We start from the raw sequence: 26554 nt of genomic DNA on the forward strand, positions 1-26554 counted from the left end.
CCCATAGCATAATATGCCAGCGCTAGAGCACAGTTTTCTGTCACAATAAAGATTGCCGGGGAATTCCTTGGCGATATTCTTAACCGGTTGGAACCGCCGGTAATTCAGGGTTCAGGCGAGGCGTGCCCGTATGAGGCCGCGCAAGGAATTTCCCATCAGGACGGCGCCCTTCTCGATGTCTTCGGGGCGCAGGACCGCCTCGATGGCCCGGCCGCTTTCCAGAAGCTCTTCCCTGAGTACGCCTGCAAGCAGACCCGATGCCAGCGGAGGCGTTTTCAGGATGCCGGAGCCGTCATCGAGGAAGAGCGAGGTGATGGTGCCTTCGCACACATCGCCACGTTCATTGAGAAGGATCATCTCGTCGGCTTCGCTGGCAGGCGCTTCCGCTCTGGCGGCGGCGTAAAGGACGCGTCGGGACGTCTTGTGGCGCAACAGCGGGTCGGTGGACGAAAGACGGGTGGTGGCGATTTTCACGCGCCAGACGGTGTCCGCCGCAATCGGTGCGAATGGGGCGGTCTGCACGTCGATCCGGCCGTCGGCGAAGAGTTCGAGGCGCACCCGCGCCGCTGTGTCGGCACAGGCGCTGGCGGACAGGGCCTCCCCCGCTTTCTCAGCGCCGGGCAGCCCCAGTGCGGCAGCGGAACGCGTGAGGCGAGACAGATGCCGTTCAAGCCTGATGAAACCCGTGCCGGGTTCGAAGCGCAGGGTCTCGATCAGCGAGATATCCATTGGTCCCCCACGGCGAAGCGCGCCTTCAGCAGGCATTCCTCATATTCCGATGCAGCGGTGGAATCGAAAACGATGCCGCCGCCGACATTGAAGACTGCATTGCCGTCGTCGAACAGCGAGATCGTGCGGATGGCGACGTTGAAGCGCATGGTTCCATCGGGAGCGATGAAGCCGATCGCGCCGCAATAGGCGTCGCGCGGGCCGTCTTCCAGATCGTGCAGGATTTCCATCGCGCGCATCTTCGGCGCGCCGGTGATCGAGCCGCAGGGGAAGAGGGCGGCGAAGATCTCGCGAATGGAGGTGCCCGAGGTGAGCTTCGCCCGCACATGGCTCACCATCTGATGCACCGTCGGGTAGGTCTCGATGGCGAAGAGTTTCGGCACATGCAGAGTGCCGACCTCGGTGATGCGCGAAATGTCGTTGCGCAGGAGATCGACGATCATGCGGTTTTCCGCCTGCGTCTTGGGATCGGCCTGCATGGCGGCGATGATGCTCTCGTCTTCGGCGGCACTCGCCCCACGCGCAGCGGTACCCTTCATCGGATGCGTCTCGATCCATCCGTCCCTGTCGATGTCGAAGAAGAGTTCCGGCGAGCGGGAAAGCAACTGCGGACCGTCGAGGGAGACGAAGGCGCCATAGCGCACCGGCTGGCGTTCGATGAGCGACCAGAAGGCGGCAAGTGGATCGCCGTTCCAGCGCGCGCGGATCGGCATTGTAAGGTTCGCCTGATAGCAGTCACCCTGCCGCAGATGCTGGTGGAGGCGGTCGAAACGGCTGCGGTAGGTTTCGAAGTCCCAGTCAGCTTTCGGCTCGGTCAGGAACGGCTCGTTCTCGGTGCGCTGCCGCGGGCTTGCCGGCGGGTGGCCATCCGCCGGCTTTTCGAAGATGCCGAAGCTCATCAGCGGCGTCGGGCGGCCTTCGACGGCAAGCCTTACCAGTTTTTCCTCAAAGAGGTGGCCGGCCTCATAGCTCATGAAGCCGGCGATCCAGTGGCCTTTCGCCTGTGCAGCCTGAAGTGCTGCGAAGGCAGGCTCGAAGCCGGCACGGTCTCGCACGGTGACGACCGCCAGCGGATCGGCGAAAACCACCGTCCGGTCCTCGCGGTCGTCCCTGAGGAGCACAAAGCGTTCGCGGTCGGTCATGCGGGCGGCGTCCGGCTTCCGTTTCGATTACGCCTTATCAAGCGCTTCCAGTTCGTCGATCAGCCCCTCGATCATCGACAGTCCCTTGCTCCAGAACGACGGATCGCTCGCATCGAGGCCGAAGGGCTTGAGAAGCTCCGTGTGGTGCTTCGTGCCGCCGGCCTTGAGAAGGTCGAAATACTTCGCCTGGAAGCCCGCCTCGGCCTGACTGTAGACGGCGTAGAGCGAGTTCACGAGGCAGTCGCCGAAGGCATAGGCATAGACATAGAAGGGCGAGTGGATGAAGTGCGGGATATAGGCCCAGTAGGTCTCGTAGCCCTCGGAAATGCGGATTGCCGGGCCGAGGCTCTCTTCCTGCACGGAGAGCCAGAGTTCCCCGATCTGGTCGGACGTGAGCTCGCCTTCCTTGCGGGCGGTGTGCACCTTGCGCTCGAATTCGTAAAAGGCGATCTGGCGCACGACCGTGTTGATCATGTCCTCGACCTTCTGGGCGAGCATGGCCTTGCGTTCGCGCTTGTCCTTCGTCTTGTCGAGCAGGCTGCGGAAGGTCAGCATCTCGCCGAAGACCGAAGCGGTTTCGGCCAGCGTCAGAGGCGTGGAGGCCATCAGCGCGCCCTGGCCGCCGGCCAGAACCTGATGCACGCCATGTCCGAGTTCGTGGGCGAGGGTCATGACGTCGCGCGGCTTGCCCATGTAGTTGACGAGCACATAGGGATGCGCGGACGGAACGGTGGGATGCGCGAAGGCACCGGGAGCCTTGCCGGGGCGCACCGGCGCGTCGATCCAGCCCTTGTCGAAGAATTCCTTGGCAATGTCGGCCATTTCAGGCGCGAAGGCGCCGTAGGCGGCAAGCACCGTGTCGCGTGCTTCGTTCCAGGGAATGATCGCGTCGGGCGTTTCCGGCAGCGGCGCGTTGCGATCCCAGAACTCCATCTGCTCCATTCCGAGCCACTTCGCCTTCATCGCATAGTAGCGGTGGGACAGACGCGGATATGCGTCGCGCACGGCTTCAGCGAGGGCTGCGACCACTTCCGGCTCGACACGGTTGGCAAGGTGGCGGCTGTCTGCGATGTCGGCAAAGCCGCGCCAGCGGTCGGAGATTTCCTTGTCCTTGGCGAGCGTGTTGGTGATCAGCGTGAAGGTGCGGATATTGTCCCTGAACGTCTTCGCCAGCGCCTCGGCGGCCTTGCGGCGGGCGTCGCGATCGGGCGACTGCAACTGGTTGAGGGCGATTTCGAGCGGCAGTTCCTCGCCGTCGATCGTGTAGCGCAGCGACGCCATCGTCTCGTCGAAGAGGCGGTTCCACGCGGCCGCACCCGTCATCGACTTCTCGAGGAAGAGCTGTTCGGTCTTGTCGTCGAGCTGGTAGGGCTTGTCCTTTCGCAGGTCCTCGATCCACGGACGATAGTGCGCGGCCAGCGCATCGTTTTTCAGCGCCGCGTCGATGCGCTCGTCCGCTATCCTGTTGAGTTCAAGGGAGAAAAACAGCAGGTGCGCGCCAAGGTCGGTCAGCTTGGCCTGGATGTCGCCATAGAATTTGCCTTTCGCCGGCTCGGTCGTGTTGGTGAAATAGGTGAGGCCGGCAAAGGAGATGAGGCGGCCCATCACGTCTTCCAGCGCCTCGAATTCGCGCACGGCGGCGCCGATGCCATCGTCACCGGTCTTTTCGGTGGCGGCGTCAAGCTTGCCCTTCCACCGGGCTTCGAAGGCGAGCGTGTCGGCTTCAGCCTTCTTCATATCGGCCTGGAATTCGGGAGAGGTCTGGGAAGGATAGAGATCGGTGAGGTTCCAGCCGGGAAGGTCACCGAGTTGCGCGCTTGCGGCGGCTTCGGCCGGTGCGAAGGTGATCCGGGGTTCGGGGAAATTGCGGGTCATCTCTATCTCTCTTCCAGAATGGGCAGATCGGTGTCCTGCTTGCGTCGGCAATGGTTAAAATGCAAGCCTTTCTCAAAACGGCATGTTCAACCCTTTCTGCCAAGGTCCACTGGTATTCAGTTTCCCGGGGCATGCATGACGCATGCCTTAGGCAAGGAGGTTCCAGTGACGGCCCATATTCTTGTCATCGATGACGATCCTGTCCAGCGCAGGCTTCTGAAGAACATGATCGAGCGCTCCGGCCATGTCGCCCATATGGCGGAAAATGGTCGCGCGGGCCTCGATCTGCTCGATCGCAAGGGCGGCCTGATCAACGTGATCCTGCTCGACCTGATGATGCCGGAGATGAACGGTACGGCATTTCTCGAAGTGCTCGCCGAGCGCGAGAACACCATTCCCGTCATCGTGCAGACAGGACAGGGCGGTATCGAGACGGTGGTCATGGCCATGCGGGCCGGTGCCTTCGATTTCGTCGTGAAGCCGGTTTCGCCGGAGCGTCTGGGTGTCGCCGTCGGCAATGCGCTCAAGATGGACCAGCGCGAAGGCCGCAGTCGTGCCGGGCGCCGCAACCGTGCCGAAACCATCCATTTCGAGGACATCATCTCGGCAAGCCCGGAAATGCTGCGGGTCATCGAGCTCGGCCGCCGCGCCGCGCAGTCCAACATTCCGGTCGTGCTGGAAGGCGAATCGGGCGTTGGAAAGGAAATGGTGGCGCGCGCCATCCAGGCGGCGAGCGACAGGGCCAACAAGCCTTTCGTCACCGTCAATTGCGGCGCCATTCCGCACAATCTGGTCGAGAGCATCCTGTTTGGCCATGAAAAGGGTGCGTTTACGGGCGCGACGGAGCGCCATACCGGCAAGTTCATGGAGGCCGACGGCGGCACGCTGTTCCTCGACGAGATCGGCGACCTGCCGCTTGAGGTGCAGGTGAAGCTGCTGCGTGCGGTTCAGCAGGGCGAGATCGAGACGATCGGCGCCCGTTTCCCGCAGAAGGTCAACGTGCGCCTGATCTCGGCGACCAACCGTGACCTTATCAACGAGGTGCGCGAGGGGCGCTTCCGCGAGGACCTCTACTATCGCCTGAACGTTTTCCCGATCACGATCCCCGCACTGCATCGGCGGAAGGAGGACATCCCGGTCCTGGTGCGCGCATTCGTGCAGCGCTTCGCGGGTGAACAGAAGCTCGCGCGACCGCTCGGCGTATCGGCCGGCGCCATGGCGCTGCTGACGGCCTATGACTGGCCGGGCAATATTCGCCAGCTGGAAAATGCCATCTTCCGTGCCGTGGTGCTGGCGGAAGGCGATGAACTGACGGCTGCCGACTTCCCGCAGATCGCAGCGCAGGTTCCCGGCTACGGCCTTGCCGAGAGCGGCGGGGTGAATTTCGAGGCCGTGGCCGCGCGCGCGCCGGAACACTCCATGGACAGCCGCCTGCCCGGCGTCTACCCGGATTTCCGCGCCGCCGAGGCCGTGGACACGACGCCCGACAACGCCATCGCAAGCGTCGACAGGGGCGGCCATGTGCGCAAGCTGGCCGATGTGGAAGAAGAACTGATCCGCTTTGCCCTTAAGTTCTACCATGGCCAGATGAGTCAGGTTGCCCGCAAATTGGGCATCGGCCGTTCGACTCTCTACCGGAAACTGAAGGATTACGGCATCGACCCTGATGATCCTATGAAGGAGGCTGCGTAAAAACTGCTGGAATCCCCGTCACTTGAGATTTCCTGATTGCCGTTTATTCCCTGTTAGTGGATTGTTCACTATAACGGGTGCGCGAGGACGAGTGTGGCCGATTTGCCATGCTCTCACCGCATTTGGCATTCATCTGGGGCAACGGACGCTCGTTGTCCTTCGGACGGGGTAAGAGTTGGCAAATTTGTTCGCATCGATGAAGCGCACGGGGACCTCCCTGAGCAGCCTGTGCAAGACCGTATTGCATAAGCTGCCCAAGGTCGTGACCACGGCTGTGCTCTCTGCTGCCCTCGTTTTGCCGGCGGCCATTCCAGCGACGGTTCAGGCCGAGAGCGGCAACCGCACGCTGAAGCTCTATTACATCCATACGAAGGAAAAGGCCGAGATCACGTTCAAGCGCAACGGGCGCTACGATCAGCGTGGCCTCAAGCAACTGAACACTTTCCTGCGTGACTGGCGCCGCAACGAGCCGACGAAGATGGATCCGCGCCTCTTCGACCTTGTCTGGGAAGTCTACCGCAAGACCGGCGCCACGGGTTACATCAACGTCGTTTCCGCCTATCGCTCGCCCTCGACGAACTCGATGCTGCGGACGCGTTCGAAGGGCGTCGCAAAGAAGAGCCAGCACATGCTCGGCAAGGCGATGGACTTCTACATCCCCGGCGTGAAGCTCTCGACGCTGCGTGCCACTGCAATGAAATTCCAGGTGGGCGGGGTCGGCTACTACCCGACGTCTGGTTCGCCTTTCGTGCATCTCGATGTCGGAAGCGTGCGTGCGTGGCCGCGCATGAGCCGCCAGGAACTCGTCCAGCTCTTCCCCGATGGCAAGACCATGCACGTTCCGACGGACGGCAAGCCGCTGCCTGGCTACGAGCAGGCCGTTGCCGATTACAAGCGCCGCGTAGGCTCAAGCGCCATTCAGGTGGCCGGTGGCGGTTCGTCGCCGACAGCATCCAAGCGCAAGGGAGGCTTCCTCGCTGCCCTCTTCGGCGGTGGCGGCGATGAGGATGAAGAACCCGAAATGATCGCAAGCACCACGGCGATCGCCGACGACTTCGATGAAGGCGCGGCACCCGGCCGGAGGGCGACGCAGCAGACCGCTGAGCCTGCCGCCGTTGCGGCCGAAACGGAGGTTGCCTTCACCGCGCCGGTTCCGGGCAGCCGCCCTGCCTTCAAGTCGAACGAGACCGCAAGCGAGCTTGCGTTGGTCGCGCCGACAACGAGCGGTGCCGTTGCCGCGCTCGAAGCCGCGACGACGGAGGGCCAGAAGCCCGAATTCGAGGATCTTGCCGCCTACAAGATTCCGCTTCCTGTATCGCTGGGCGCACGCGGCCAGGCCGGCGATGCGCAGCCTGATAGTGTCATGACCGCCGAGGCGGCGACGGAGGATGCCGAGCAACTCGCGATGGTTCCCGTGCCGGGCCTGCGTCCACAGGTCGAGCTTGACAAGTCGCAGACGGCGCTGATGGCCGCTGCGGAAGCGGATGTCGCGCTGCCGGCGACGGCCGACCGCTCCGGCCTTGCCGCGCTTGGTTCGCCTGCCACGGGTGTGGAGGGCGATCCGATCGAGATGGCCGCGCTCGCGTCCGATCGTGGCGCAAGCCGTTCGCTTTCCGGTGTCGATGCCTTCGAAAGCAATGCCGCCGCGGAAGAAACGCCGACGAAGGGCGGGCGTCCGAAGAAGAAGGATGCCGAGGCCGCAAACCGCGGTGCCATCCGTACCGAGCCGAAGGCGACGCAAAAGATCCTGTCGCAGTGGGCGCTGGCCCAGGACAGTGTCTCGGCGAATGCCAAGCCGGTCAAGGCGCCCCGTTTCGTCAGCCGCACGCTGCGCGCCGCGCCGACGACTGTCTACCTCGCCGGCTTCCAGCCGGAGAGCAAATCCGTGGACTCGGGTCGTTTCAGCGGAACGGCGGTCAACTTCATGGAAGTGCGCAAGTTTGAGCGGGCCGAGAACTAGGCTTGTCTCACCATTTAAAGAAAAACCCCGCTGGAGCGATCCGCGGGGTTTTTTCTTGCGTTTCTATCCGGTCTTATTCAGCATCCGGCGGCAGTTCGATCATGCCGAGAGCCTGGAGGTAGGTGTCGAGGATGGCTTCCTGCTCCATGCGCTCGTCCTTGTCCTGCTTGCGGATCTGGATGACCTTGCGCAGGATCTTGGTGTCGAAGCCCGTACCCTTGGCTTCGCCATAGACGTCCTTGATGTCGTCGGCGATGGTTTTCTTTTCTTCCTCGAGACGCTCGATGCGTTCGATGAAAGCGCGAAGCTGGTCGCGTGCGACGCCGTGGGCATCCGACATGATGTTCTCCTTGGTGGGCTAGAAATTCGTGAGCGCCGTGACTTGCCGCGAACTTCCGGCAAGATCAAGACCTATCGCACGGTCCTTCAGGATTTTCGCAACGGTGTCGTCTATTCCTTCGGACGGTTCGTCTCGAAGGCTGTCTTCTGCGCGTCGGTGGCGTCGCGCTGGTAACGGTCGCGCCATTCCTCGTAGGGCATGCCGTAGATGATCTCCCGCGAGCTTTCCTTGTCGAGCGGCACGCCGGCTTCGCTGGCCGCATCGCGATACCAGTTCGACAGGCAGTTGCGGCAAAAACCGGCGAGGTTCATCAAGTCGATGTTCTGCACATCGGTGCGCTCGCGCAGATGCCTGACCAGCCGGCGGAAGGCGGCTGCCTCGAATTCGGTCTGCTGCTCTTTGCTCAGTTCGGTCATGATCTCGGCCTCAGTAAGGTCCCGTGCGGGACGGGAATATCTCGTATGTGTGCAGGCTTTCGTCCGCGTTCAACCGGGCGAAGACGGGCGAGAGCCGGTCAACCCATCGCGCGATGCCCTCGGCATCGCCGATCTCGTCCTGGCGGATCTCGATGAGCGCATGGGCGATCCCCGGCTTCATGCAGTGGCGGAACATGGTGTCGCCGCGCAACGCGCCGTCATAGGGTTCGTTGTCGCCGACCACCACGTCGCCGGGCGCTTCTAGCGCCGAGAGCAGCGGGTGAACCGCGCGATGGTCATTGTCCCACAGCACCGTGACCTGCCAGGGGCGCGCGACGCCTTTCCAGGTGGGGGTGAAGGAGTGCATGGACAGGACGAGTGGTGCCTTTCCGGTCTTTTTCGTGACGGCTGCGATCGTTATGGACACTGCATCGTGATAGGGGCGATGATAGGTATCGAGGCGATATTGCCATTCTTCCGGCGTGATCGGATGATTGCCTGGAACGATCGCTCCGTCGGAGATGCGCATGACGAGCGTCGGGTCGTCTTCGCCGCGGTTGGGATCGATCAGCAGGCGGGAAAAGCGGCTCATGACAACAGGCGCGTTCAGGCGCTGGTTCAGCCCTCGCACGAGGCCCTCGACGCCGATATCATAGGCGATGTGACGCTCAAAGGCGCTTTCCGGCAGGCCAAGGCGGCCGTAACGCGCAGGCAGGAGATTGGTGGCGTGGTCCGCCAGGATAACGAGTCCGAGGGAGAGGTCGCCGTCGATGATTTCAAAAGGAGGGTGGTCCTGCATATCTCTTGCCATATGTGTGTCACACAAGCCGATTGATCGCACGGGGTGGTGTTGCCCGCAAGAAGTGTGGCCTTGCCCGCCGAAAGGATTCACCGCGTTGTCGTTAAAATGTAATCGATTAGTGTTGCGTTGACATTCATGCCACGCCGTCGCAAGAAAGCGCATATTCAAATCAACGGAGTTCCATTGGAAGCCGTGAGAACCAAGAGCCAACGCCCGTTTTTCCCGAAAGCCAGCGGCCTTCTGCAGGCCGGTCTTTTTCTCGCATCGGCTTTCTTTGCCCTTTCCGTTCCCGATGCCGCAAAGGCGGAGTTCCGTGTCTGTAACGGAACCCAGAACCTTGTGGGCGTCGCTATAGGCTATCGCGCCAAGGAGGGCTGGATCAGCGAAGGCTGGTGGCAGGTGCCCGCCACGACCTGCGCGACGCTGATCGAGGGCGAGCTGCAATCGCGCTACTATTATCTCTATGCCGAAGACGCCGCCCGAGGCGGCCGCTGGACCGGTGACGTCAACATGTGCGTCGCCGAAAACGAGTTCAAGGTCACCGGTGTCGAAGACTGCTTCGCACGCGGGTTCCAGCGCATGGGCTTCAAGGAATATGACACGGGGCGGCAGGGAAGCTGGATGGTACAGCTTTCCGATACGCCCGGCACGCAGGAAAGCCAGAACTGATGAGACGGAACAGAAAAGTCAAAATCCTCGCCACGCTCGGACCCGCATCGGCTGAAGAGCAGATGATCCAGAAGCTGCACGAGGCGGGAGCAGACCTGTTCCGCATCAACATGAGCCATGCCAGCCATGATCTCATGCGCACGCTGATCAGCCGCATCCGCGCCGTCGAAGCCCGCTGTGGCCGCCCGATCGGCATTCTCGCCGACCTTCAGGGCCCCAAGCTGCGCGTCGGGAAGTTTGCCAATGGGTCGGAAGAGCTCACGCCCGGCCAGACCTTCACGCTCGACAATCGCGACGAGCCGGGTGACAACACCCGCGTTTTCCTGCCGCATCCGGAAATCCTTGAGTCCGTCAAGGCCGGCGACCGGCTCCTCATCGACGACGGCAAGCTGCATCTTCGCGCCGAAAGCGCCGACGGCAAGGCGATCGTCTGTACCGTCGTATCAGGCACCAAGATTTCCGACCGCAAGGGCGTCAGCCTGCCCGACACGCTGCTCGGCGTCGGCGCACTCACGGAGAAGGATCGCGTCGACCTCGACGCCGTTTTGGCAACCGGTAGCGTCGACTGGGTCGCGCTTTCGTTCATCCAGCGCCCGGAAGACCTCGTGGAAGTGCGCAAAATCGCGCGCGGCCGCGTCGGCCTGATGTCCAAGATCGAAAAGCCGCAGGCTGTCGAACGCATCGATGAAATCATCGAGCTTTCCGACGCGTTGATGGTGGCGCGCGGTGACCTCGGCGTGGAAATGCCGCTCGAAGCCGTTCCCGGCATCCAGAAGCAGCTCATCCGCGCCTGCCGCCGCGCCGGCAAGCCGGTCGTCGTCGCGACCCAGATGCTGGAATCGATGATCTCCGCGCCGGTCCCGACCCGCGCCGAAGTGTCCGACGTCGCGACTGCGGTGTTCGAAGGTGCGGATGCCGTGATGCTCTCGGCCGAATCCGCCTCCGGCGCTTATCCGATCGAAGCCGTATCCACCATGGCGTCCATCGCCAGCACGGTCGAGCGCGATCCGCACTATCCCGGCATCATCTACGCGCAGCGTTCGACGCCGGAAGCCACGGGTGCCGATGCTATCTCGCTTGCTGCCCGCCAGATCGCCGAGACTCTGCAGCTGTCGGCCATCGTCTGCTACACCTCGTCGGGTACGACGGGATTGCGTGCCGCCCGCGAGCGGCCCGAAGTTCCGGTTCTGGCGCTTTCACCGGTCATCGAGACGGCTCGCCGTCTTTCGGTCGTGTGGGGCCTGCACTGCGTCGTCACGGGCGATGCGGAAGACCTCGACGACATGGTGAACCGCGCCTGCCGCATTGTTGTTGCTGAAGAATTCGGCAAGCCGGGCGACCGCATCATCATCTCGGCCGGCGTTCCGCTTCGCACGCCGGGCGCCACAAACATGCTGCGCATCGCCTATATCGGAGCTGACGGCGTCAGCGGCGTCTGAGCGGCGCGCTATTTGGTATTTTGCTTTGCAAGGCGGGCCTCGGCCCGCCTTGCTGATTCCTGGAGGTCGCGATCGCGACCGGCGATCTTTTCGATGGCCTCGACGGCGAGATCGGTCACGACATAATCCGGCTTATGACCGAGGTTGCGGATCCAGACGAGTTCCGATCCGGCAATGTCGCGCGCCAGCCCGCGGGAATGGATTTCCTCATAGACGACGCCATCCGAATCGCCGGTGACGATGACCGTCGGCGTGCGGATTTCCCGATAGCGCGGTTGCACGCGGCGGACATATGCGAGCAGGTTGGCAACGTCGATTGCATTGTTGCGGAACGTCGTCGGGCGCAGCACCAGGGCAGGGGCCGTTGCGTCGACATAGTCCTGCGGTCGCGGGTTCGGTTCGAAGACCGAACGCGTGCCGCTTTCTATGCGCGTAAGGCCGGCGGGCATCGCAACGATATGGCTGAACAGCCAGCCAACCACCGGCATCTTCGCAAGGTTATAGTACCAGTCGACACCGCCCGGCCAGGGATGGGTCGCGGGCGCGAGGAAAAGAAGGCCGGCCGTTTTCTCCGGATGTTCGAGGGCAAAGCTGGCCGCGATGGCTCCGCCGAAGGAGTGGCCAACGATGATTGCGCGCGCCATGCCCCGCGCCTCCATCAGGCGCGCAATAGCGCGGGCCTGCCCGTCGGGCCGCGCATTTTCCGGGCCGCCAGGGTCGGAATAGCCATGACCGGGCCGGTCGAGGAAAAGCAGATCGGCCCGGCCCTCCAGCGCTGGAAGAAAGGCGTGCATGGGGTCGCGCAGATTGCCACTTGCGCCGTGGATGAAGACGATTGGCGGCAGGTCTGCCTCTTCACCGGCGGGCACGAACACGCTGTTCATGCGCATGCCGCCGATATCGATGAGTTCGCCGATATTGTCGTATCGTCGCTCGATCGACTGCGTCTGCCATGCACTGAAGAGAAAGCCGACAAGCGCGAGAGCAAAGGGGACGGCGAGGAGGGCTGTCAGCATGGAGGCCGGGCTGCATGGAGAAGTGAGGGCTGCTGTAAGGCTACAGCCTGTTTACGACGACGGAGCCTTGGCGGATCACCTGCGGATCACGTCCTCTGTCCGGTCAGTTTTTCGGCGAGTTCCCCAAGGGCCTTCTGTGCCTGCCGCTCGGTCGGGTAGACCAGAAGGAAGCGCTCCCAGGCCTTCAGTGCCATCTCGTCCCGCCCTGTCTGGGTCATGATGCCCGCCATGCCCGCGAGTGCGCCAAAGTGGCGGGGCTCGAGCCGCAGGACCTGGTTGATGTCGGACATCGACTTGCGATAGTTGCCCATCTTGAAATGCAGCGTGGCGCGCCGGTTCCAGCCTTCTGCATAGTCGGGCTTCAGGCGAATCGCCTCATCGAGGAAATCGAGTGCGGCGGCGTTCCGGTTCTCTTCGACGGCTTTGTCCGACTGCTGGATGAGAAAGTTGATGGTGGCGCTGCCGGAATCCTGCCATTCGCGTCGGATCTGGTTGGCAATGCCCTTCGCCTTGTCAGGATCGCCCTCGCGTTTCAACTCGCCGAAAAGCTTGTCCAGACGCTGCGTCTGGGTCGTGAAGGCACTGCTGGACGACGGATCGACAGAGGCCTTGTCGGCCTGCTGTGCCAGTGCCGCTGCCGGAGCAGTACCGGCGAGGGCGAAAGAAAGCAGCAATACGGACAACGAGAAAAAGCGCATGGCGGTCATGGTAAACCGCCAGCGCGCAACTTCAAACAGTTTTTGTTCATCACTGTCCGCACGAGGGGACAGGCAGACGCGATCAGCCCTGACGAGCCTTGAAGCGCGGGTTCTGCTTGTTGATGATGTAGATGCGGCCCTTGCGGCGAACAAGGCGGTTCTCGCGGTGGCGAGCCTTGAGCGACTTGAGCGAATTCTTGATCTTCATTTTTCTGATCCGCGTATTGCAGGGCGATGGACTCGCCGGATTTCCTCAATCAAAAACGCGCCGTTTCGGGCGCGCTTTCAGGTTGGGCAGGCATGTAACCCGTGACATTTCCGCTGTCAACCACAGGCGCCGGGTTTTCCATGCCGATCGCCGGTTTTCCAGTCTCTCTCAATCGAAAATCTGGGTGAAATGCCCCATCTTGCGGCCGGGACGCGCTTCCGTCTTGCCGTAGAGATGGACGAGCACGCCGGGCCGGGCGAGCCAGGCGGGAACGTCGTCGATATCGTCGCCGATGAGATTCTGCATCACGCAATCGGAGTGCCGGCGCGGGTCGCCAAGCGTGTGGCCGGAGATGGCGCGGATGTGCTGCTCGAACTGCGATATCACGCAGGCTGCTTCCGTCCAATGACCGGAATTGTGCACGCGCGGCGCGATTTCGTTGGCCACGAGGCCGCCATCCGGCAGCACGAAGAATTCCACACCGATAACGCCGACATAGCCGAGATTGTCGAGGATGGCGCGGGCGGCTTTGCGGGCGAGATCCACCGTTGCTTCGCTGACACGGGCGGGCAGGGTGGACGTGTGGAGAATACCGTTGGTGTGAACGTTTTCCGCCGGATCGTAGCAGGCGATGGTGCCGTCGCGGTCTCGCGCGGCGATGATCGAGATCTCGCGCTCGAAGGGCACAAGGCTTTCGAGAATCAGCGGTACGCCGCCGAGCGCCTCGAAAGCGCCGTCGCGGTTTTCGGCCGGCGAGCGGAAGACGCGCTGCCCCTTGCCGTCATAACCGAGCCTTCGCGTCTTGAGCACGCCTACGCCGCCGAAACGATCGAGGGCGGCTTCGAGATCGCCCTGGCTGTCGACGGCGGCGAAATCGGCGGTGAGGATACCGCAGTCACGGATGAAGCTCTTCTCGACCAGCCGGTCCTGAGAGACTTCCAGCGCGCGCGGCGGCGGATAGACCGGGACGGCAGCGGCCAGCGCCTGGGCGGCGGCGACGGGCACGTTCTCGAATTCGTAGGTGACGACATCGCAGACGCGGGCGAGCTCGGCAAGCGCATCGGCGTCGTCATAGGAAGCGACGATCTGGGCGTTCGCCACCTGTGCGGCTGGACAATCGGCCTGGGGTTCAAGGATGACGGTGCGCAGGTTGAGGCGCGCTGCCGCCATGGCAAGCATGCGGCCGAGCTGACCGCCTCCGATGATACCGATCGTGCGTGCGCTCATAGCGGGCCATCCACGGGATATTCGGCGACGGCGTTCGTCTGCGTCTCGCGCCATTCGTCGAGCCTATGGGCGAGTTCCGGGTCGTTGAGCGCCAGGACGGCGGCCGATAGGAGCGCGGCATTGACGGCGCCGGCGCGGCCGATGGCGAGCGTGCCGACGGGAATGCCGGCCGGCATCTGGACGATCGACAGCAGGCTGTCCTGACCGGAAAGTGCCTTGGACTGAACCGGTACGCCGAAGACCGGAAGTGGCGTCATGGCCGCTGCCATGCCGGGAAGGTGCGCCGCACCGCCGGCACCGGCGATGATGATCTTGAAACCCTCGGCCTTGGCGCCGCGCGCGAAACTGTAGAGCCGCTCGGGTGTGCGATGCGCCGAAATGATACGGGCCTCGTAGTCCACCCCGAGCGCATCGAGCGTGTCGGCGGCGTTCTTCATCGTCTCCCAGTCGGACTGGCTTCCCATGATGATGGCGACGGGTGGCGTTTCTGTCGTGTCCAAGGCGTCTCGTCCGGTTCAGGCGATGATATCGGGAATGATCTGATCTTCCAGCTTGGAAATCTTGTCCTTCAGGACCAGTTTCTTCTTCTTCATGCGCTGGATTCTCAGGGCTTCACAGCCAGTCTGGATCATGGCGTTGATGGCTGCGTCATAATCTTCGTGCTCCTGGCGAAGCCGTGCGGCCGCAAGCCGCAATTCCGCCTGGTCCTGATCTGCCATGCTGTTTTTCCCCGTCGTCGGAAACAGCGGTTGGCCCGCTTGCCTCCATTCTCAATCAATCGTGCTCCTATCACGAAAGCTGTGGTAACGGGAAGTTATCCCTTGCCACGTTTTCGCCTTCGACAAATGAAAAATGAAATGGCACACTGACTTTGTTGCAACCTGGACCATCCGGTCCGTACGGGATCGGGTGGAAAACAAAAGGAAGGAACTGTCACATGACGATTGAGGCTCACCTGGCTACGCTGGAAAAGAAGCATTTCGCTCTGGAGGAAGAGCTGCATGCTGCGGTCACGCGCCCCTCCTCGGAGGATCAGACGATCGCGGAGATCAAGCGTCGCAAGCTGCGCATCAAGGATGAGATCGAGCGGCTTCGCTCGGCGCACTGAAGACAGGAATTCCACGGAGAATTAAGGGAGCAAGTCGCGGAACAGACGGTCTGTATGGGAAGATCAGGGTAGGAGCCCGTTCCGCGAAACCACTTCCCGCAATGGAAATACCGCAATAGAAATCATCGATGTCGTGACGCCCTGGCAACCGGATCTCCGTGCCGGGGCGTTCTGTTTCAGGACCAGAACTGATCGAGCCAGAGGTTCAGCCTGTCGAAGCCCTTCGCATTGATCGCATAAATCCGCTTCGTGCCCGCCGAGGTCACGCTGACAAGATTGGAATCAAGCAACGCCCTGAGATGTTGCGACACCGCCGGCCGGCTGATCGGCAAACCCTCGGATAATTCGTTGACCGTGCGCGGCGACCGGCGCAACTCCTCCAGCAGGAACCTGCGGTTGGGATCGGCAATCGCAGCAAAGGGATCAGGGTTCGCCATGGCTGAACGCTATGGCAAAGCAGCATTTCCGGCAAGTATTTTGTGCGCTGCGGCAACTTTCAGATGAAGGCGAGGATGCCGTCGTAGACGAGCTTCGTACCCGCAATCAGTGCCATGGAATACATGAAGGGATAGAACACTTCCGGCTTCATGCGCTTGACCATGAAGCCCCCGAAGGCTGTGGCGACAATGGCAAGCGGCACCAGGGTCGCGGAGATGGTCAGGTTCGTCGTGTCGAGCTGGCCGAGCGCGAAATAGGGGCCGAGCTTTATGAGGTTGAGAATGGCGAAGAACCGCACTGCTGCGCCGGTATAATCGCGCGGCGGCAGCTTCAACGGCAGGCCATAGACCTGGAAGGGCGCCCCGCCGGCATGGGCGACGAAGCTGCCATAGCCGGAGAGCGTGCCGAAAAAGGCCGCCGGCACCAGGCGATGCGGCTTCGGCTCGATGACGTGGCCGTGGCGGACGCGCCAGCTGTTGTAGAAGTATCGCAGCACGAACAGCACGGTGATGAGGCCAATGATGAGGCGCAACGCATCGCGCGGCACATAGGCAGACGTGGCCCAGCCGATGGCGATACCGAGCAGGGCTCCGGGCAACATCATTTTCAGGAGCTGGCGGTTGTTGTGCTTGCGCCATATCCAGAGCGACACCCAATCCATCACCACGAGAATGGGCAGGAGGATTGCTGCGGCCTGGACCGGCGGTACGGCCATGGCGAGTAGCGGCACACCCATGAGGGCGAGTGCCTCGCCCATGCCGCCTTTGGTCAGGCCGACGAGAAGCACAGCGGGAATCGCTGCGTAATAGATGGTAGGGTCGATGGACATTGCTGACGGTTGATCCTGTTCGTCCTTCCGTCTATCCGCTTTGTTCTGTTATGACGAGCCTGGCTACCGCTAATCCTAGGAAAGTGCCTTTCATGTCCGATGTCGAAAACCGCTGCCGCCTTGTGCTGATCCTTCCGGAAGGCGATGACCTTCCCGCGCGGGCCGCAATGTTGGAAGGCGCGCTGAAGGGCGGCGATGTGGCGTCCGTGATCCTGCCGCAATACGGCCTTGACGACAGTGAGTTTCAAAAGCACGCAGAAGCGCTGGTAAAGATCGTTCAGGACGCGGGCGCGGCCGCACTCGTTGCCGGCGACACGCGCGTCGCGGGCCGTGCGAAGGCCGACGGCATCCATGTGACCGGCGGACTGGAGGCATTCGCGGAGGCGGTTGAAAAGTTCACGCCCAAGCTGATCGTTGGCGGCGGCAACGCCACGGATCGCCACAAGGCGCTGGAGATCGGCGAAATCCAGCCGGACTACATCTTCTTCGGCAAGATCGGCGGCGACATCAAGCCGGAGGCGCATCCCAAGAATGTGGCGCTCGCCGAATGGTGGGCGTCCATGGTGGAAATCCCCTGCATCGTTCTGGGCGGAACGGATCCGCAGTCCGCGCTGGCCGTCGCCGAAAGCGGCGCGGAGTTCGTGGCGCTCGACAAGGCCGTTTTTGCCGAGCCGGCGCAGGCGCCCCACATCGTTGCCGCCGTAAATGCACTGCTTGACGAAAAAGCGCCACGGTTTGGGGAATAGTAGCCGCTCATGATCAGGGTCGTCCTTTCGCAAGCTTGCCGTATCGTGCCGGTGGCGCTTCTTGCCGCGGGCGTTTTCACGTGCGCGCCGGCCTTTGCGCAGGTCGCGAAGAAAGGGCCAGCGGTCACTGCCGGCGATACCGGAAAGGAAGACCGGCCGGCGGCGGGGACAGAGTCCGCGACGCCCGCCGAGAAGGACGGCCAGGCCGATGGTCCTTCTGGCGGCCTGGGCGTTCTGGACCGCATGGGCGCGGAACTTCCCGACCTGCCAGCGGAAAAGCCTTTCACCGGAAAAGTCGACGAGGCCTATGGCGCCTTCCAGCGTGGCCGTTACCTGACGGCGATAGAACTGGCTTTACCGCGCGCGCAGCTGGGAGACCCGGCCGCGCAAACGCTGGTCGCCGAAATCCTCGACCGGGGCCTCGGCGTTAAGCGCAACCGCGATCAGGCGATGTTCTGGTATGAGCAGGCCGCCAATGGCGGCGACCCGACCGGCATGTTCAAATACGCGGTTCTGCTGATGGAGCGTTCCCGCTCAAAGGACGATCGCAAAAAGGCCGACGAGCTGATGAAGAAGGCGGCCGATCTCGGTAACGCGTCGGCCCAGTTCAACTACGCCCAAGTTCTGGTGGCCGACAGCCCGGGTGAGAAGGGCTTGCGGGAGGCATTGCCTTACTATGAGAAATCGGCCGAGCAGGGCATTGCCGATGCGCAATATGCGCTCTCGCAGATTTACATCAGCCTGAAGGACCTGCCGGACGAAAAGAAAAACCGCGCCCGGGAGTGGTTGCTGCGGGCTGCGCGCGCCGGTTACGACACCGCACAGCTGGACCTCGGCATGTGGCTGGTCAACGGCACGGCCGGCGAGCGGGATTACGAGGCGGGCTTCAATTGGCTGAAGCGCGCCGCCGAGGGCGGCAACGCCGTCGCCCAGAGCAAGCTTGCCCAGCTCTACATCCACGCCATAGGCACGAAATCCGATCCCGTCGAGGCGGCGAAATGGTTCGTGCTGGCACGTCGCGCAGGACTGAGCGACCCCTCGCTGGAGGACTTCTATCTCGGTCTTGAGGAGTCGCAGCAGAAGGCGGCGATTACGGCCGCCAACAAGTTCCGCACAGGGTCCTGACGGGCGTCTATTTACCCTGTTGCACGATCGGTGCCCCTGCTTTGCATGCCGTGCAACGGCTTGAGGCTTGAAACTTCGGGGGATTTGTGGTCTTGAGGCGCCACATCCGGTCCCGGTACATTTTCGCGCTGCGGCTTTTGCCGCCCGATGCGCCGGACATTCCCGAAGGACATTCATTTCATGGCACGTTCCGCTCTTCTCAACGTCATGGTTCAGGCCGCATTCAAGGCCGGCAAGTCGCTCGCGCGCGATTTCGGCGAGGTGCAGAACCTGCAGGTTTCGCTGAAAGGGCCGGGCGACTACGTTTCGCAGGCCGACCGCAAGGCCGAAAAGCTCATCCGCGAGGAGCTTATGAAGGCCCGCCCGACCTACGGTTTCCTCGGTGAAGAATCCGAGGAGATCATCGGCACGGACGGCGCGCATCGGTGGATCGTCGATCCGCTCGACGGCACGACCAACTTCCTGCACGGCATTCCCTTCTTTGCGATCTCGATCGCGCTGGAGCGCAATGGCGAGATCGTCGCGGGCGTCGTGCTGAACCCGGCGACGGACGAACTCTTCACCGCCGAGCGTGGCGGCGGTGCCTTCCTCAACGATCGCCGCCTGCGCGTTGCGGCGCGCAAGAACCTGTCGGATGCCGTCATCGGCTGCGGCGTTCCGCATCTGGGTGACGTCAACCACGGCAAGTTCCTCATCGAACTGCGCCATGTCATGGGCGAAGTCGCCGGCGTGCGCCGCCTTGGCTCGGCTTCGCTCGATCTCGCCTATGTGGCAGCCGGTCGCTTTGACGGCTTCTGGGAGCGCGACCTCATGCCGTGGGACATCGCGGCCAGTGTTCTCCTGATTCGCGAAGCCGGCGGCTATGCAACCGATCTCGACGGCAGCAACACTGTGCTGTCGAGCGGCACTGTCGTTGCGGGCAACGAATATATCCATAAGGCGTTGCGCGAGGTCGTGCAGCGGCCTGTACCGTCACGCTGACGGGTGAAACGCGCGGTGCAGGAATGCACCGCTGTTGCCGCCAAGCCCTTCAATTCGGCTCAATCTTCCACTAGTCTCCGCCCCGACGAGGAAGCGGAGATGCGACTATATGGCTAAGCTGGCGCTGTCGGGCTGGGGCGGAACCGACGAGACCGGGCACGAAGACCCGCACAAACTCTCAAGCCCCATGGCCTTCTTCTGGACGATGGTGATCTTTCTCATCATCGTCGGTTTCGTGGCCGCCATCCTCTTTAGGCAGGCGCAGACTGCGTTTCTCAGCAATCCCGGCCTCAACGGCCTCATCCTCGGCGTGCTGCTGATCGGCATCCTGCTGGTGTTCAATCATGTGCTGGCGCTGCGGCCGGAAGTGCGCTGGTTCAATTCCTTCCGTGCAGCCGGCAGCGCGGAGAAGGTCGGGCGCGATCCTGTGCTGCTGGCACCGATGCGCGCCTTGATCGGCCGCCGCCATTCCATGACGCTGTCGACGACGACCCTGCGCTCCATCCTCGATTCGATCGCCACGCGTCTCGATGAATCCCGCGACACCTCGCGCTACCTCATCGGCCTGCTCGTCTTCCTCGGTCTTCTCGGCACGTTCTGGGGCCTTCTCGGCACGATCGGTTCGATCAGCTCCGTCATCCAGTCGCTCGACGCAGGCGGCGGCACGGCGAATGATATTCTCAACGCGTTGAAGGAGGGGCTATCCGCACCGCTCCAGGGTATGGGCACCGCATTCTCCACGTCGCTTTTCGGCCTGTCCTCCTCGCTGGTGCTCGGCTTCCTCGACCTTCAGGCCGGCCGTGCGCAAAACCGCTTCTATACGGAGCTGGAAAACTGGCTTTCATCGGTGACGGATGTCGGCTCCGAACACCAGCCGCTTGCCGGCGCTCTCGAAACCTCATCCTCCGCCGATGTGCAGGCGCTGGCCGAGCAGATCCTCAAGCTTGCGCAGGATGGCGGCGGTAGCCGCTCGACGGCCGCGATGGCAAGTCTCGCCGAAGGCATTCAGGGTCTCGTGAAGAACATGCGCAGCGAACAGCAGATGCTGCGCGACTGGATCGAGGCGCAGCAGGAGGAATCGAAGGCGCTGCGCCGCACGCTTGACCGTCTCGTCACGCGCACCGCCGAGAAGGCCGAAAAAGCCAAGATTACAGGGGGCGAATAGACATGGCTCTCGCCCGAAACAGGCGCAGCCAACGCACGGTGGATTACTGGCCGGGCTTTGTCGATGCCCTGTCGACGCTGCTGCTCGCCATCATGTTCCTGCTCACGGTTTTCGTGCTGGCTCAGTTCTTTCTCAGCCGCGAGATTTCCGGCAAAGACGACGTATTGAACCGTCTGACGAGCCAGATCAACGAACTGACACAGCTTTTGGCTCTGGAAAAGAGCGGCAAGCAGGACCTTGAGGATGCGCTGGCCAATCTCCAGGTTTCCCTGGCCCAGTCGGAACGTGACCGCACGCGCCTCCAGCAGTTGCTCGATAGCGGCGCCGGTGCCTCTGATGCGGCCAGCGCGCGTGCGACCACGCTTGAAGGCGAGCTGGATGCGGAAAAGCAGGTGTCCGCCCGCGCGATGAGCCAGATCGAATTGCTCAACCAGCAGATTGCTGCGCTGCGCAGCCAGATCGCCGCCGTCGAGGAGGCGTTGCAGGCGTCGGAAGCCAAGGACCAGTCCTCGCAGGCAAAGATTGCCGATCTCGGCCGTCGTCTCAACGTGGCGCTGGCGCAGCGCGTGCAGGAACTCAACCGCTATCGCTCGGACTTCTTCGGTCGCCTGCGGGAAATCCTGTCGGATCGCGAGAACATCCGAATCGTCGGCGACCGTTTCGTGTTCCAGTCGGAGGTGCTCTTCCCCTCCGGCGGCAGCGATCTCAACGAGGCCGGGCAGGCGGAGATGCGCAAGCTGGCTGCAGCCCTTCTCGATCTTGCGCGGGAAATCCCGCCGGAGATCAACTGGGTCCTGCGGGTTGACGGCCACACGGACAATGTGCCGCTTTCCGGTGCCGGACGATATCGCGACAACTGGGAACTGTCGTCCGCCCGTGCGACGTCGGTCGTGAAATTCCTCATCGCCAATGGCGTGCCGGCCAACCGCCTGGTGGCGGCGGGATTCGGCGAGTTCCAGCCGATTGCCGAAGGCGATGACACAAACGCGCGTTCCACCAACCGGCGCATCGAACTGAAGCTGACGGAAAAATAACGGCCGGGATTTTGTTTCCCGGCCTGTTGGCTCTACCGCCGCACCATCAGCTGGCGGCGCGTGCTTCGCCCAGGAAGGCCTGGCCGCCGTGGTCGAATTGCAGCCGGGCGAGGCGGGCATACAGTCCGCCCTGCTGGATCAGCGACTGGTGTGTGCCTTCTTCCACCAGTCTGCCGCCATCCATCACGAGGATGCGGTCGGCCTTCAGCACGGTTGCAAGGCGATGCGCGATGACGATGGTGGTACGCTTGCCCATCTGTCCGTCGAGCGCGCGCTGCACGAGGGTTTCGCTTTCGGCATCGAGCGCCGAGGTGGCTTCGTCGAGCAGCAGGAGCGGCGCGTCCTTGAGGATGGCGCGGGCAATGGCGATGCGCTGGCGCTGGCCACCGGAGAGCGTCACGCCCCGTTCGCCGACCATGGTGTCATACCCCTTGTCGAGGCGCGCAATGAATTCCTCGGCCTGTGCGGCCCGGGCGGCGGCATGGATGGCGTCATCGCCGACATCGGGCATGCCGAAGGCGATGTTGTCGCGGATCGACGCGGCAAAGATCGTGACATCCTGCGGCACAAGCGCCATGCGGCGGCGGATCTCCTCCGGATCTGCTGCACGCAGGTCCACGCCATCAAGCAGGACGGTGCCGGAATCGGGATCGTAGAAGCGTTCGACCAGCGACAGGATTGTGCTCTTGCCGGCGCCGGAGGGGCCGACGACCGCAACGGTTTCGCCTTGCTTCACGGCGAAGGAAAGGCCGTTCAGGCTGCGATAGCCGGGGCGGGCCGGGTAGGAAAAATGGACATCCCGGAAAGTGAGTTCGCCATGTGCGGGAACCGGCAGCGCGACCGGATTGGCGGGCGCTGTAATGGCCGGCGGTTCCTCGAGCAATTCGCTCAGGCGCTCAGCCGCACCGGCGGCCTGCGAAAGTTCGCCCCAGACTTCCGAGAGCGCACCGAGGCTGCCGGCCGCGAAGACGGCATAAAGCAGAAACTGGCCGAGCGTGCCGGCCGAAAGCGTACCCGCCAGCACATCGCGTGCACCAAACCACAGCACGGCGACGACCGAACCGAAGATCATGGCAATGGCAAAGCCGGTCAGCAGCGAGCGGGCGCGGATGGCGCTGCGCGCGGCTTCGTAGGCGCTTTCCACCTCGCCGAAGAAGCGGGCGCGTGCCGAATTCTCGGCATTGAAGGCCTGGAGTGTGCGCGTCGCGCCGATCGCCTCGCCGGCATAGGCGGACGCGCTTGCAAGCGTATCCTGCGCCTCGCGCGAGCGGCGTCGCACCGAGCGACCGAAGGCCACGAGCGGAAAGACGATGACCGGGATGGCGGCAATGACAAGGCTCGACAGCTTCGGGCTGGTATAGACCATCATGGCGATGGCCCCGAAACAGAGGATGAGGTTGCGCAGCGCCACGGATGCGGTGGCGCCGACGGTGGATTTGATCTGCGTCGTATCGGCTGTCAGCCGTGAGACGATCTCGCCGGACTGGTTGACGTCGAAGAAGGCCGGGGAGAGCTTCGTTACATGGGCGAAGACGTCGCGGCGGAGGTCGGCGACGATGCGTTCGCCAAGCGTAATGACGAAGTAGTAGCGCAGGCTGCTGGCGAGCGCCAGCAAACCGGCCAGCACGAAGAGCATCGCGAAGTAGGTATTGATGAAGCCGGCATCGGCGCCAGAGAAGCCGTTGTCGATCATGCGGCGCACCGCGATCGGCAACACGAGTGTCGTGACGGCAGCCAGCACGAGGGCGACCAGCGCGCCACCGACAAGACCGCGATAACGGCCGATATAGGGAGCAAGCCTGCCCAGCGGACGAATGTTGCGACGCGCGGTTTTCTGTGCCGCGTTTGTCTCTCTGTCTGTGGACACCATACCCCCGTTTCCAGTGCCTGGCGGCACGAATTCTCTTTCGGCTCTTGTTATCCAGACGGCCTTCATGTATAGGCTCGCCATCGAATTGGGAAGCCGTAGGTCTAGCCGACTGCGGCTTCATTTACGTCTTTGGCTCCGCTGCCGCAATGCGTTGCGACAAATGGCCCCCGGAACAAGCAGGAAGAGTGTCATGAAGGCTGATATCCATCCCGACTACCACGTCATCAAGGTCGTCATGACCGATGGCACCGAGTACGAAACCCGCTCGACCTGGGGTTCGGAAGGTGCCACGATGAACCTCGAAATCGACCCGAAGTCGCACCCGGCCTGGACCGGCGGCAACCAGCAGATGCTGGACCGCGGCGGCCGCGTTTCCAAGTTCAAGAAGCGTTTCGAAGGCCTCGGCCTCTAATCACCGCTTCCAAAGAATTGCAAAAACCCGGCTTCGGCCGGGTTTTTTTTGTTGCCTGTATTTGGTGGGTTGCCCGTCTACCTGCGGGCGCCCTTCTCTCGGTCAAGGTTTGAGGAAAGCGGCGAGCCTATCGTTCCTCGCCACTTGTAAGGCGAGGATGCCCGCTGTCAGGTGAGGGGTAGTACAGAACTGCGGGCAACAAAAAACCCGGCCGAAGCCGGGTGTTCTACATCTGCCTGCGCCGTCTTCAGCTATTGCCGAAGGCGGTCTGCAGCAGGCTGAGCTGGGCCTGGACGCTGTTCTGGTTATCCGGCTGAAAGGCCTGGACATCCTGCGGGCGGTATATTTCGCGGTCGAGCAGGGCGATACGGTTCTGCAGGCGAAGCGAGCGCTCGATCAGGTCGCGGAAGGCTTCCGGCAGGTCGTTCCAGCCAGGGGCGGTCTTGTCGACATTGAAGCTGTCGAGGCGGACCTTGCTCTTTTCCGACAGGACCTGGTCGCGGCTCATCTCGCCATTGTTGACGGCGCGCTGAAGCAGCAGCCAGGATGCCATCTGCATCAGGCGGGTGGTGAGGCGCATCGATTCAGCTGCATACAGCACGGATGCCATGCGCGGCAGGACCTTCGAGGCCTGGCGACCGACACCGTCCAGATAACTCGCAGTTTCCTCGACGAGACCCATGCCCTCGGCATAGATGGACTTGAATTGTGCGGACGACGCCACATGGCCAGCGAAGCTGACGGTATTCAATCCTCTTTCGGACATGGTTCTTTCCCTGTTGAACGCATCACTTGCAGGTAACGGCAGGTCGGACGCTGGTGTTCCAGCTCTTCGTTCCATGGCGTGAGGATGATCTCTTAGCCTAATTCGCGCAAGGGTATTCTTAAGAAAGGGTTAATCTCCACAATTGTTTCCGGACACTTTGCGGCGGCTTTGCGGCAAACAAAAAAAGAGCCGCGAAAAGCGGCTCTCAAGGTAAAACAGGGAGAAAATCAGACCGATTCGCCAAGCGGTGAAAATGTCTGAACCCGGAAGGACCGGATGTGCAAGTAATAGGCTGTAAGGCTTAATGGCCGGTTAACTTTGTTGCAGCTTTGCCGATAACTGTGCCTTTTCGGCCAGGGTGCGACAATTGGTGCCTAGCGAAACAGGTTTTCGGCCGCCGAACGGCTGGCATCTTTCTTCTGCCGCTCCGCTTCCAGCCGCGCGATTTCCTGTTTCAGCAGGTCGATTCGCGCTGTCAGCTCATCCGCGGACAGCAGCGACAGGTCGCTGCCGATCTCATGCGCAATTTTCTTCTTGGGCCGATCGTCGTCGAAGAGGCTCATGCGGTCTGCTCCTCCTGTGGTACGTCGGCGCCGGCCTGCACCTGGGGCAGGGCGCGCGGCGACAGCTGAAGGCTTTCCGGCGTGGTCATCGTACCGGGGTTGATGGTGGTGTAGGAATCGCGCATTTCAGCCGGTACGGCGGCGCGACGCCGGCTGCGCAGGATCGCGTAGGCGGTGATCAGGATATGGGCGCAGCATGTGACGGCGAAGAGGGCATAGGGGCCAACGGCCGACATGATCGGGCCGCCGATCGTCGGTCCGATGATCGTGCCAACGCCGTATAGCAAGAGCAGGCCGCCGGACACCTTCACGAAATCCTCGGGGCTGGCGAAGTCGTTGGCATGCGAGACGGCGATGGGATAGAGCGCGTTTGCCATGGCGCCATAAAGTGCCGTCAGCACGAGCAGGAGAGTCACCGACGCCGGCTGGAAGACGAAGAGTGCGAAACCTGCCCCGGCGGCAATGGCTGACAGAATGGCAAGGACGATCCGCCGGTCGACGCGATCGGAAATGCGGCCGGCTGGCAGCTGCATGACAGCGCCGGCGAAGATGGCCACGCTCATCATGATGGCGATGGTGCTGGATGTCAGGCCGGCATTGGCGCCAAAGACCGCGCCGAGCGTGCCGAAGGCGCCATTGGCGATGCCGATCAGCACGATGCCGACGCAGGCGATGGGCGAGGTGCGGTAAAGGGCGGGAATGTCGAGCTTGACCTGCTTCAGCGGCTGTGGCGATGCGGCGGTGGAAAGCGTCGTCGGCAGCATGGCCAGGCAATAGAGGATGCCGGCGAACATGAAGAGCATCGGCGTGGTGACATCGCCGAGCGCGACCGTCATCTGGCCGCCGACGGTGCCGACCAGGGTGATGGCGATGTAGAGGGAGAAGATGAGGCCGCGGCTTTCGTTCGTGGCGCGCTCGTTCAGCCAGCTCTCGATGATCATCGACGTCCCGGCAATCGAGAAGCCGGTTACAGCGCGCAGCGCGATCCACCAGACGGGATCGACGAGCATGCCGGTCAACAGCGCGATGATGGCGATGAGCGATGCAAAGCCCGAAAAGGCGCGCACATGCCCGATGCGTTTCACCACCGTCGGCGCCAGCAGGCAGCCCAGAACGAATCCCGATGCCCATGACGTACCGAGAAGGCCGAGCATGGTCGTCTCATATCCCTCGAAGGCGCCGCGCATCGGCAGGAGCAGGCCGTGCAGGCCGTTACCGAGGAAGAGGAACAGGGTGCCCATCAGAAGCGAGAAGACGGATATGAGGTTTTTTCGCATGAGCTCTTCACAAATTCATCGATAGCA

General features: G+C 62.5%; 29 protein-coding genes. 11 read left to right on the top strand and 18 right to left on the bottom strand.

Annotated elements, in window-relative coordinates:
- Nucleotides 1-111: 111 nt before the first annotated feature.
- Genes MNR02_RS03355 through MNR02_RS03365 form a run of 3 tightly spaced genes read right to left on the bottom strand, consistent with a single transcriptional unit; the run spans nucleotide 112 to nucleotide 3746 of the window.
- Nucleotides 112-729, bottom strand: a complete 618-nt coding sequence (locus MNR02_RS03355; protein ID WP_241948080.1) for an aminotransferase class IV family protein — start codon at nucleotides 727-729, stop codon at nucleotides 112-114.
- Nucleotides 714-1871 carry an aminodeoxychorismate synthase component I gene (locus tag MNR02_RS03360; protein WP_241948081.1) on the bottom strand — a complete coding sequence of 386 codons (1158 nt, stop codon included), beginning with the start codon at nucleotides 1869-1871 and terminating at the stop codon, nucleotides 714-716. Before MNR02_RS03360 ends, MNR02_RS03355 begins: the two co-directional genes overlap by 16 nt.
- Nucleotides 1872-1898: 27 nt before the next feature.
- Nucleotides 1899-3746 (bottom strand): M3 family oligoendopeptidase, encoded by a 1848-nt coding sequence (locus MNR02_RS03365; RefSeq protein WP_241948082.1) that lies wholly within the window; start codon nucleotides 3744-3746, stop codon nucleotides 1899-1901.
- 165 nt (nucleotides 3747-3911) lie between these two features.
- Between MNR02_RS03365 and MNR02_RS03370 the strand changes: the two genes are divergently transcribed.
- Nucleotides 3912-5438: a sigma-54 dependent transcriptional regulator gene (locus tag MNR02_RS03370; RefSeq protein WP_241948083.1), complete on the top strand. Its 1527-nt coding sequence runs from the start codon at nucleotides 3912-3914 to the stop codon at nucleotides 5436-5438.
- Nucleotides 5439-5613: 175 nt separating this feature from the next.
- Complete coding sequence (locus MNR02_RS03375) at nucleotides 5614-7398, top strand: DUF882 domain-containing protein (protein ID WP_371746698.1); 1785 nt, start codon at nucleotides 5614-5616, stop codon at nucleotides 7396-7398.
- A 73-nt stretch (nucleotides 7399-7471) separates the two neighbouring features.
- Here the strand turns inward: MNR02_RS03375 and MNR02_RS03380 are convergent, their stop codons facing one another.
- The 3 genes from MNR02_RS03380 to MNR02_RS03390 form a co-directional block, all read right to left on the bottom strand.
- Entirely contained in the window at nucleotides 7472-7738 is a 267-nt protein-coding gene (locus MNR02_RS03380) for a DUF2312 domain-containing protein (RefSeq protein WP_160785259.1), read from the bottom strand.
- 110 nt (nucleotides 7739-7848) lie between these two features.
- A complete protein-coding gene (locus MNR02_RS03385; RefSeq protein ID WP_241602017.1) occupies nucleotides 7849-8154 on the bottom strand; it encodes a DUF1244 domain-containing protein in 306 nt (101 codons plus the stop codon).
- A gap of 10 nt (nucleotides 8155-8164) precedes the next feature.
- A complete protein-coding gene (locus MNR02_RS03390) occupies nucleotides 8165-8953 on the bottom strand; it encodes an N-formylglutamate amidohydrolase (protein ID WP_241948084.1) in 789 nt (262 codons plus the stop codon).
- Nucleotides 8954-9139: 186 nt separating this feature from the next.
- On the opposite strand from MNR02_RS03390, the gene MNR02_RS03395 reads away from it, so the two are divergent.
- Both MNR02_RS03395 and pyk read left to right on the top strand, forming a co-directional pair.
- The gene (locus MNR02_RS03395; RefSeq protein ID WP_306424464.1) at nucleotides 9140-9625 is read left to right on the top strand and encodes a DUF1036 domain-containing protein; all 486 of its coding nucleotides are present in this window, start codon (nucleotides 9140-9142) and stop codon (nucleotides 9623-9625) included.
- Nucleotides 9625-11064, top strand: a complete 1440-nt coding sequence (gene pyk / locus MNR02_RS03400) for a pyruvate kinase (RefSeq protein WP_241602022.1) — start codon at nucleotides 9625-9627, stop codon at nucleotides 11062-11064. Before MNR02_RS03395 ends, pyk begins: the two co-directional genes overlap by 1 nt.
- Before the next feature lie 8 nt (nucleotides 11065-11072).
- Here pyk and MNR02_RS03405 read toward each other — a convergent pair whose 3' ends face one another.
- The 6 genes from MNR02_RS03405 to MNR02_RS03430 all read right to left on the bottom strand — a co-directional run bounded on the left by MNR02_RS03405 (nucleotide 11073) and on the right by MNR02_RS03430 (nucleotide 14932).
- On the bottom strand, nucleotides 11073-12080 hold the full coding sequence (locus MNR02_RS03405) for an alpha/beta fold hydrolase (RefSeq protein ID WP_241948085.1): 1008 nt from the start codon (nucleotides 12078-12080) through the stop codon (nucleotides 11073-11075).
- A gap of 86 nt (nucleotides 12081-12166) precedes the next feature.
- Nucleotides 12167-12787, bottom strand: coding sequence for a tetratricopeptide repeat protein (locus MNR02_RS03410; RefSeq protein WP_241948086.1), 621 nt, complete (start codon nucleotides 12785-12787; stop codon nucleotides 12167-12169).
- 73 nt (nucleotides 12788-12860) lie between these two features.
- Entirely contained in the window at nucleotides 12861-12986 is a 126-nt protein-coding gene (gene ykgO / locus MNR02_RS03415) for a type B 50S ribosomal protein L36 (protein ID WP_024271182.1), read from the bottom strand.
- A gap of 168 nt (nucleotides 12987-13154) precedes the next feature.
- Complete coding sequence (locus MNR02_RS03420) at nucleotides 13155-14213, bottom strand: 5-(carboxyamino)imidazole ribonucleotide synthase (RefSeq protein ID WP_241948087.1); 1059 nt, start codon at nucleotides 14211-14213, stop codon at nucleotides 13155-13157.
- Nucleotides 14210-14677 (bottom strand): 5-(carboxyamino)imidazole ribonucleotide mutase, encoded by a 468-nt coding sequence (gene purE / locus MNR02_RS03425; RefSeq protein ID WP_241602530.1) that lies wholly within the window; start codon nucleotides 14675-14677, stop codon nucleotides 14210-14212. The genes MNR02_RS03420 and purE overlap by 4 nt, the downstream gene beginning before the upstream one ends.
- A 51-nt stretch (nucleotides 14678-14728) precedes the next feature.
- Nucleotides 14729-14932: a YdcH family protein gene (locus MNR02_RS03430; protein WP_241602036.1), complete on the bottom strand. Its 204-nt coding sequence runs from the start codon at nucleotides 14930-14932 to the stop codon at nucleotides 14729-14731.
- Between the two features lie 218 nt (nucleotides 14933-15150).
- Between MNR02_RS03430 and MNR02_RS03435 the strand changes: the two genes are divergently transcribed.
- The gene (locus tag MNR02_RS03435; RefSeq protein ID WP_134645844.1) at nucleotides 15151-15321 is read left to right on the top strand and encodes a YdcH family protein; all 171 of its coding nucleotides are present in this window, start codon (nucleotides 15151-15153) and stop codon (nucleotides 15319-15321) included.
- 176 nt (nucleotides 15322-15497) lie between these two features.
- Here the strand turns inward: MNR02_RS03435 and MNR02_RS03440 are convergent, their stop codons facing one another.
- Nucleotides 15498-15758 (bottom strand): helix-turn-helix transcriptional regulator, encoded by a 261-nt coding sequence (locus tag MNR02_RS03440; protein ID WP_241602040.1) that lies wholly within the window; start codon nucleotides 15756-15758, stop codon nucleotides 15498-15500.
- Nucleotides 15759-15817: 59 nt separating this feature from the next.
- Nucleotides 15818-16588, bottom strand: coding sequence for a sulfite exporter TauE/SafE family protein (locus tag MNR02_RS03445; RefSeq protein WP_241602041.1), 771 nt, complete (start codon nucleotides 16586-16588; stop codon nucleotides 15818-15820).
- 92 nt (nucleotides 16589-16680) lie between these two features.
- Between MNR02_RS03445 and MNR02_RS03450 the strand changes: the two genes are divergently transcribed.
- From MNR02_RS03450 to MNR02_RS03470, 5 genes are all read left to right on the top strand, one after another.
- On the top strand, nucleotides 16681-17334 hold the full coding sequence (locus MNR02_RS03450; protein WP_241948088.1) for a thiamine phosphate synthase: 654 nt from the start codon (nucleotides 16681-16683) through the stop codon (nucleotides 17332-17334).
- A gap of 9 nt (nucleotides 17335-17343) precedes the next feature.
- Nucleotides 17344-18459 carry a tetratricopeptide repeat protein gene (locus tag MNR02_RS03455; protein ID WP_241948089.1) on the top strand — a complete coding sequence of 372 codons (1116 nt, stop codon included), beginning with the start codon at nucleotides 17344-17346 and terminating at the stop codon, nucleotides 18457-18459.
- Nucleotides 18460-18639: 180 nt separating this feature from the next.
- Nucleotides 18640-19440, top strand: a complete 801-nt coding sequence (locus MNR02_RS03460; RefSeq protein WP_241948090.1) for an inositol monophosphatase family protein — start codon at nucleotides 18640-18642, stop codon at nucleotides 19438-19440.
- Nucleotides 19441-19549: 109 nt separating this feature from the next.
- Nucleotides 19550-20605 (top strand): MotA/TolQ/ExbB proton channel family protein, encoded by a 1056-nt coding sequence (locus MNR02_RS03465; RefSeq protein ID WP_241948091.1) that lies wholly within the window; start codon nucleotides 19550-19552, stop codon nucleotides 20603-20605.
- Nucleotides 20606-20607: 2 nt separating this feature from the next.
- Complete coding sequence (locus tag MNR02_RS03470; RefSeq protein ID WP_241948092.1) at nucleotides 20608-21639, top strand: peptidoglycan -binding protein; 1032 nt, start codon at nucleotides 20608-20610, stop codon at nucleotides 21637-21639.
- A gap of 46 nt (nucleotides 21640-21685) precedes the next feature.
- Here MNR02_RS03470 and MNR02_RS03475 read toward each other — a convergent pair whose 3' ends face one another.
- Nucleotides 21686-23509 carry an ABC transporter transmembrane domain-containing protein gene (locus MNR02_RS03475; RefSeq protein ID WP_241948093.1) on the bottom strand — a complete coding sequence of 608 codons (1824 nt, stop codon included), beginning with the start codon at nucleotides 23507-23509 and terminating at the stop codon, nucleotides 21686-21688.
- Between the two features lie 190 nt (nucleotides 23510-23699).
- Between MNR02_RS03475 and rpmE the strand changes: the two genes are divergently transcribed.
- Nucleotides 23700-23921 (top strand): 50S ribosomal protein L31, encoded by a 222-nt coding sequence (rpmE, locus tag MNR02_RS03480; RefSeq protein ID WP_117370525.1) that lies wholly within the window; start codon nucleotides 23700-23702, stop codon nucleotides 23919-23921.
- A gap of 247 nt (nucleotides 23922-24168) precedes the next feature.
- Here rpmE and MNR02_RS03485 read toward each other — a convergent pair whose 3' ends face one another.
- The 3 genes from MNR02_RS03485 to MNR02_RS03495 form a co-directional block, all read right to left on the bottom strand.
- Complete coding sequence (locus MNR02_RS03485; RefSeq protein ID WP_241602055.1) at nucleotides 24169-24687, bottom strand: DUF1465 family protein; 519 nt, start codon at nucleotides 24685-24687, stop codon at nucleotides 24169-24171.
- Between the two features lie 374 nt (nucleotides 24688-25061).
- Nucleotides 25062-25250 (bottom strand): DUF1192 domain-containing protein, encoded by a 189-nt coding sequence (locus MNR02_RS03490; protein ID WP_241948094.1) that lies wholly within the window; start codon nucleotides 25248-25250, stop codon nucleotides 25062-25064.
- On the bottom strand, nucleotides 25247-26527 hold the full coding sequence (locus MNR02_RS03495; protein WP_241948095.1) for an MFS transporter: 1281 nt from the start codon (nucleotides 26525-26527) through the stop codon (nucleotides 25247-25249). Before MNR02_RS03495 ends, MNR02_RS03490 begins: the two co-directional genes overlap by 4 nt.
- Between the last annotated feature and the right edge of the window lie 27 nt (nucleotides 26528-26554).

This window comes from Shinella sp. H4-D48, from assembly GCF_022637395.1.
In the GTDB taxonomy this organism is placed as follows: domain Bacteria; phylum Pseudomonadota; class Alphaproteobacteria; order Rhizobiales; family Rhizobiaceae; genus Shinella; species Shinella sedimenti.

What these genes read in the sequence shown, in the direction of transcription:
- MNR02_RS03355 (WP_241948080.1), bottom strand. Translation starts at nt 729, where the DNA reads ATGGATATCTCGCTGATCGAGACCCTGCGCTTCGAACCCGGCACGGGT.
- MNR02_RS03360 (WP_241948081.1), bottom strand. Translation starts at nt 1,871, where the DNA reads ATGACCGACCGCGAACGCTTTGTGCTCCTCAGGGACGACCGCGAGGAC.
- MNR02_RS03365 (WP_241948082.1), bottom strand. Translation starts at nt 3,746, where the DNA reads ATGACCCGCAATTTCCCCGAACCCCGGATCACCTTCGCACCGGCCGAA.
- MNR02_RS03380 (WP_160785259.1), bottom strand. Translation starts at nt 7,738, where the DNA reads ATGTCGGATGCCCACGGCGTCGCACGCGACCAGCTTCGCGCTTTCATC.
- MNR02_RS03385 (WP_241602017.1), bottom strand. Translation starts at nt 8,154, where the DNA reads ATGACCGAACTGAGCAAAGAGCAGCAGACCGAATTCGAGGCAGCCGCC.
- MNR02_RS03390 (WP_241948084.1), bottom strand. Translation starts at nt 8,953, where the DNA reads ATGCAGGACCACCCTCCTTTTGAAATCATCGACGGCGACCTCTCCCTC.
- pyk (WP_241602022.1), top strand. Translation starts at nt 9,625, where the DNA reads ATGAGACGGAACAGAAAAGTCAAAATCCTCGCCACGCTCGGACCCGCA.
- MNR02_RS03405 (WP_241948085.1), bottom strand. Translation starts at nt 12,080, where the DNA reads ATGCTGACAGCCCTCCTCGCCGTCCCCTTTGCTCTCGCGCTTGTCGGC.
- MNR02_RS03410 (WP_241948086.1), bottom strand. Translation starts at nt 12,787, where the DNA reads ATGACCGCCATGCGCTTTTTCTCGTTGTCCGTATTGCTGCTTTCTTTC.
- ykgO (WP_024271182.1), bottom strand. Translation starts at nt 12,986, where the DNA reads ATGAAGATCAAGAATTCGCTCAAGTCGCTCAAGGCTCGCCACCGCGAG.
- MNR02_RS03420 (WP_241948087.1), bottom strand. Translation starts at nt 14,213, where the DNA reads ATGAGCGCACGCACGATCGGTATCATCGGAGGCGGTCAGCTCGGCCGC.
- purE (WP_241602530.1), bottom strand. Translation starts at nt 14,677, where the DNA reads ATGGGAAGCCAGTCCGACTGGGAGACGATGAAGAACGCCGCCGACACG.
- MNR02_RS03430 (WP_241602036.1), bottom strand. Translation starts at nt 14,932, where the DNA reads ATGGCAGATCAGGACCAGGCGGAATTGCGGCTTGCGGCCGCACGGCTT.
- MNR02_RS03435 (WP_134645844.1), top strand. Translation starts at nt 15,151, where the DNA reads ATGACGATTGAGGCTCACCTGGCTACGCTGGAAAAGAAGCATTTCGCT.
- MNR02_RS03440 (WP_241602040.1), bottom strand. Translation starts at nt 15,758, where the DNA reads ATGGCGAACCCTGATCCCTTTGCTGCGATTGCCGATCCCAACCGCAGG.
- MNR02_RS03445 (WP_241602041.1), bottom strand. Translation starts at nt 16,588, where the DNA reads ATGTCCATCGACCCTACCATCTATTACGCAGCGATTCCCGCTGTGCTT.
- MNR02_RS03450 (WP_241948088.1), top strand. Translation starts at nt 16,681, where the DNA reads ATGTCCGATGTCGAAAACCGCTGCCGCCTTGTGCTGATCCTTCCGGAA.
- MNR02_RS03455 (WP_241948089.1), top strand. Translation starts at nt 17,344, where the DNA reads ATGATCAGGGTCGTCCTTTCGCAAGCTTGCCGTATCGTGCCGGTGGCG.
- MNR02_RS03460 (WP_241948090.1), top strand. Translation starts at nt 18,640, where the DNA reads ATGGCACGTTCCGCTCTTCTCAACGTCATGGTTCAGGCCGCATTCAAG.
- MNR02_RS03465 (WP_241948091.1), top strand. Translation starts at nt 19,550, where the DNA reads ATGGCTAAGCTGGCGCTGTCGGGCTGGGGCGGAACCGACGAGACCGGG.
- MNR02_RS03470 (WP_241948092.1), top strand. Translation starts at nt 20,608, where the DNA reads ATGGCTCTCGCCCGAAACAGGCGCAGCCAACGCACGGTGGATTACTGG.
- MNR02_RS03475 (WP_241948093.1), bottom strand. Translation starts at nt 23,509, where the DNA reads ATGGTGTCCACAGACAGAGAGACAAACGCGGCACAGAAAACCGCGCGT.
- rpmE (WP_117370525.1), top strand. Translation starts at nt 23,700, where the DNA reads ATGAAGGCTGATATCCATCCCGACTACCACGTCATCAAGGTCGTCATG.
- MNR02_RS03485 (WP_241602055.1), bottom strand. Translation starts at nt 24,687, where the DNA reads ATGTCCGAAAGAGGATTGAATACCGTCAGCTTCGCTGGCCATGTGGCG.
- MNR02_RS03490 (WP_241948094.1), bottom strand. Translation starts at nt 25,250, where the DNA reads ATGAGCCTCTTCGACGACGATCGGCCCAAGAAGAAAATTGCGCATGAG.
- MNR02_RS03495 (WP_241948095.1), bottom strand. Translation starts at nt 26,527, where the DNA reads ATGCGAAAAAACCTCATATCCGTCTTCTCGCTTCTGATGGGCACCCTG.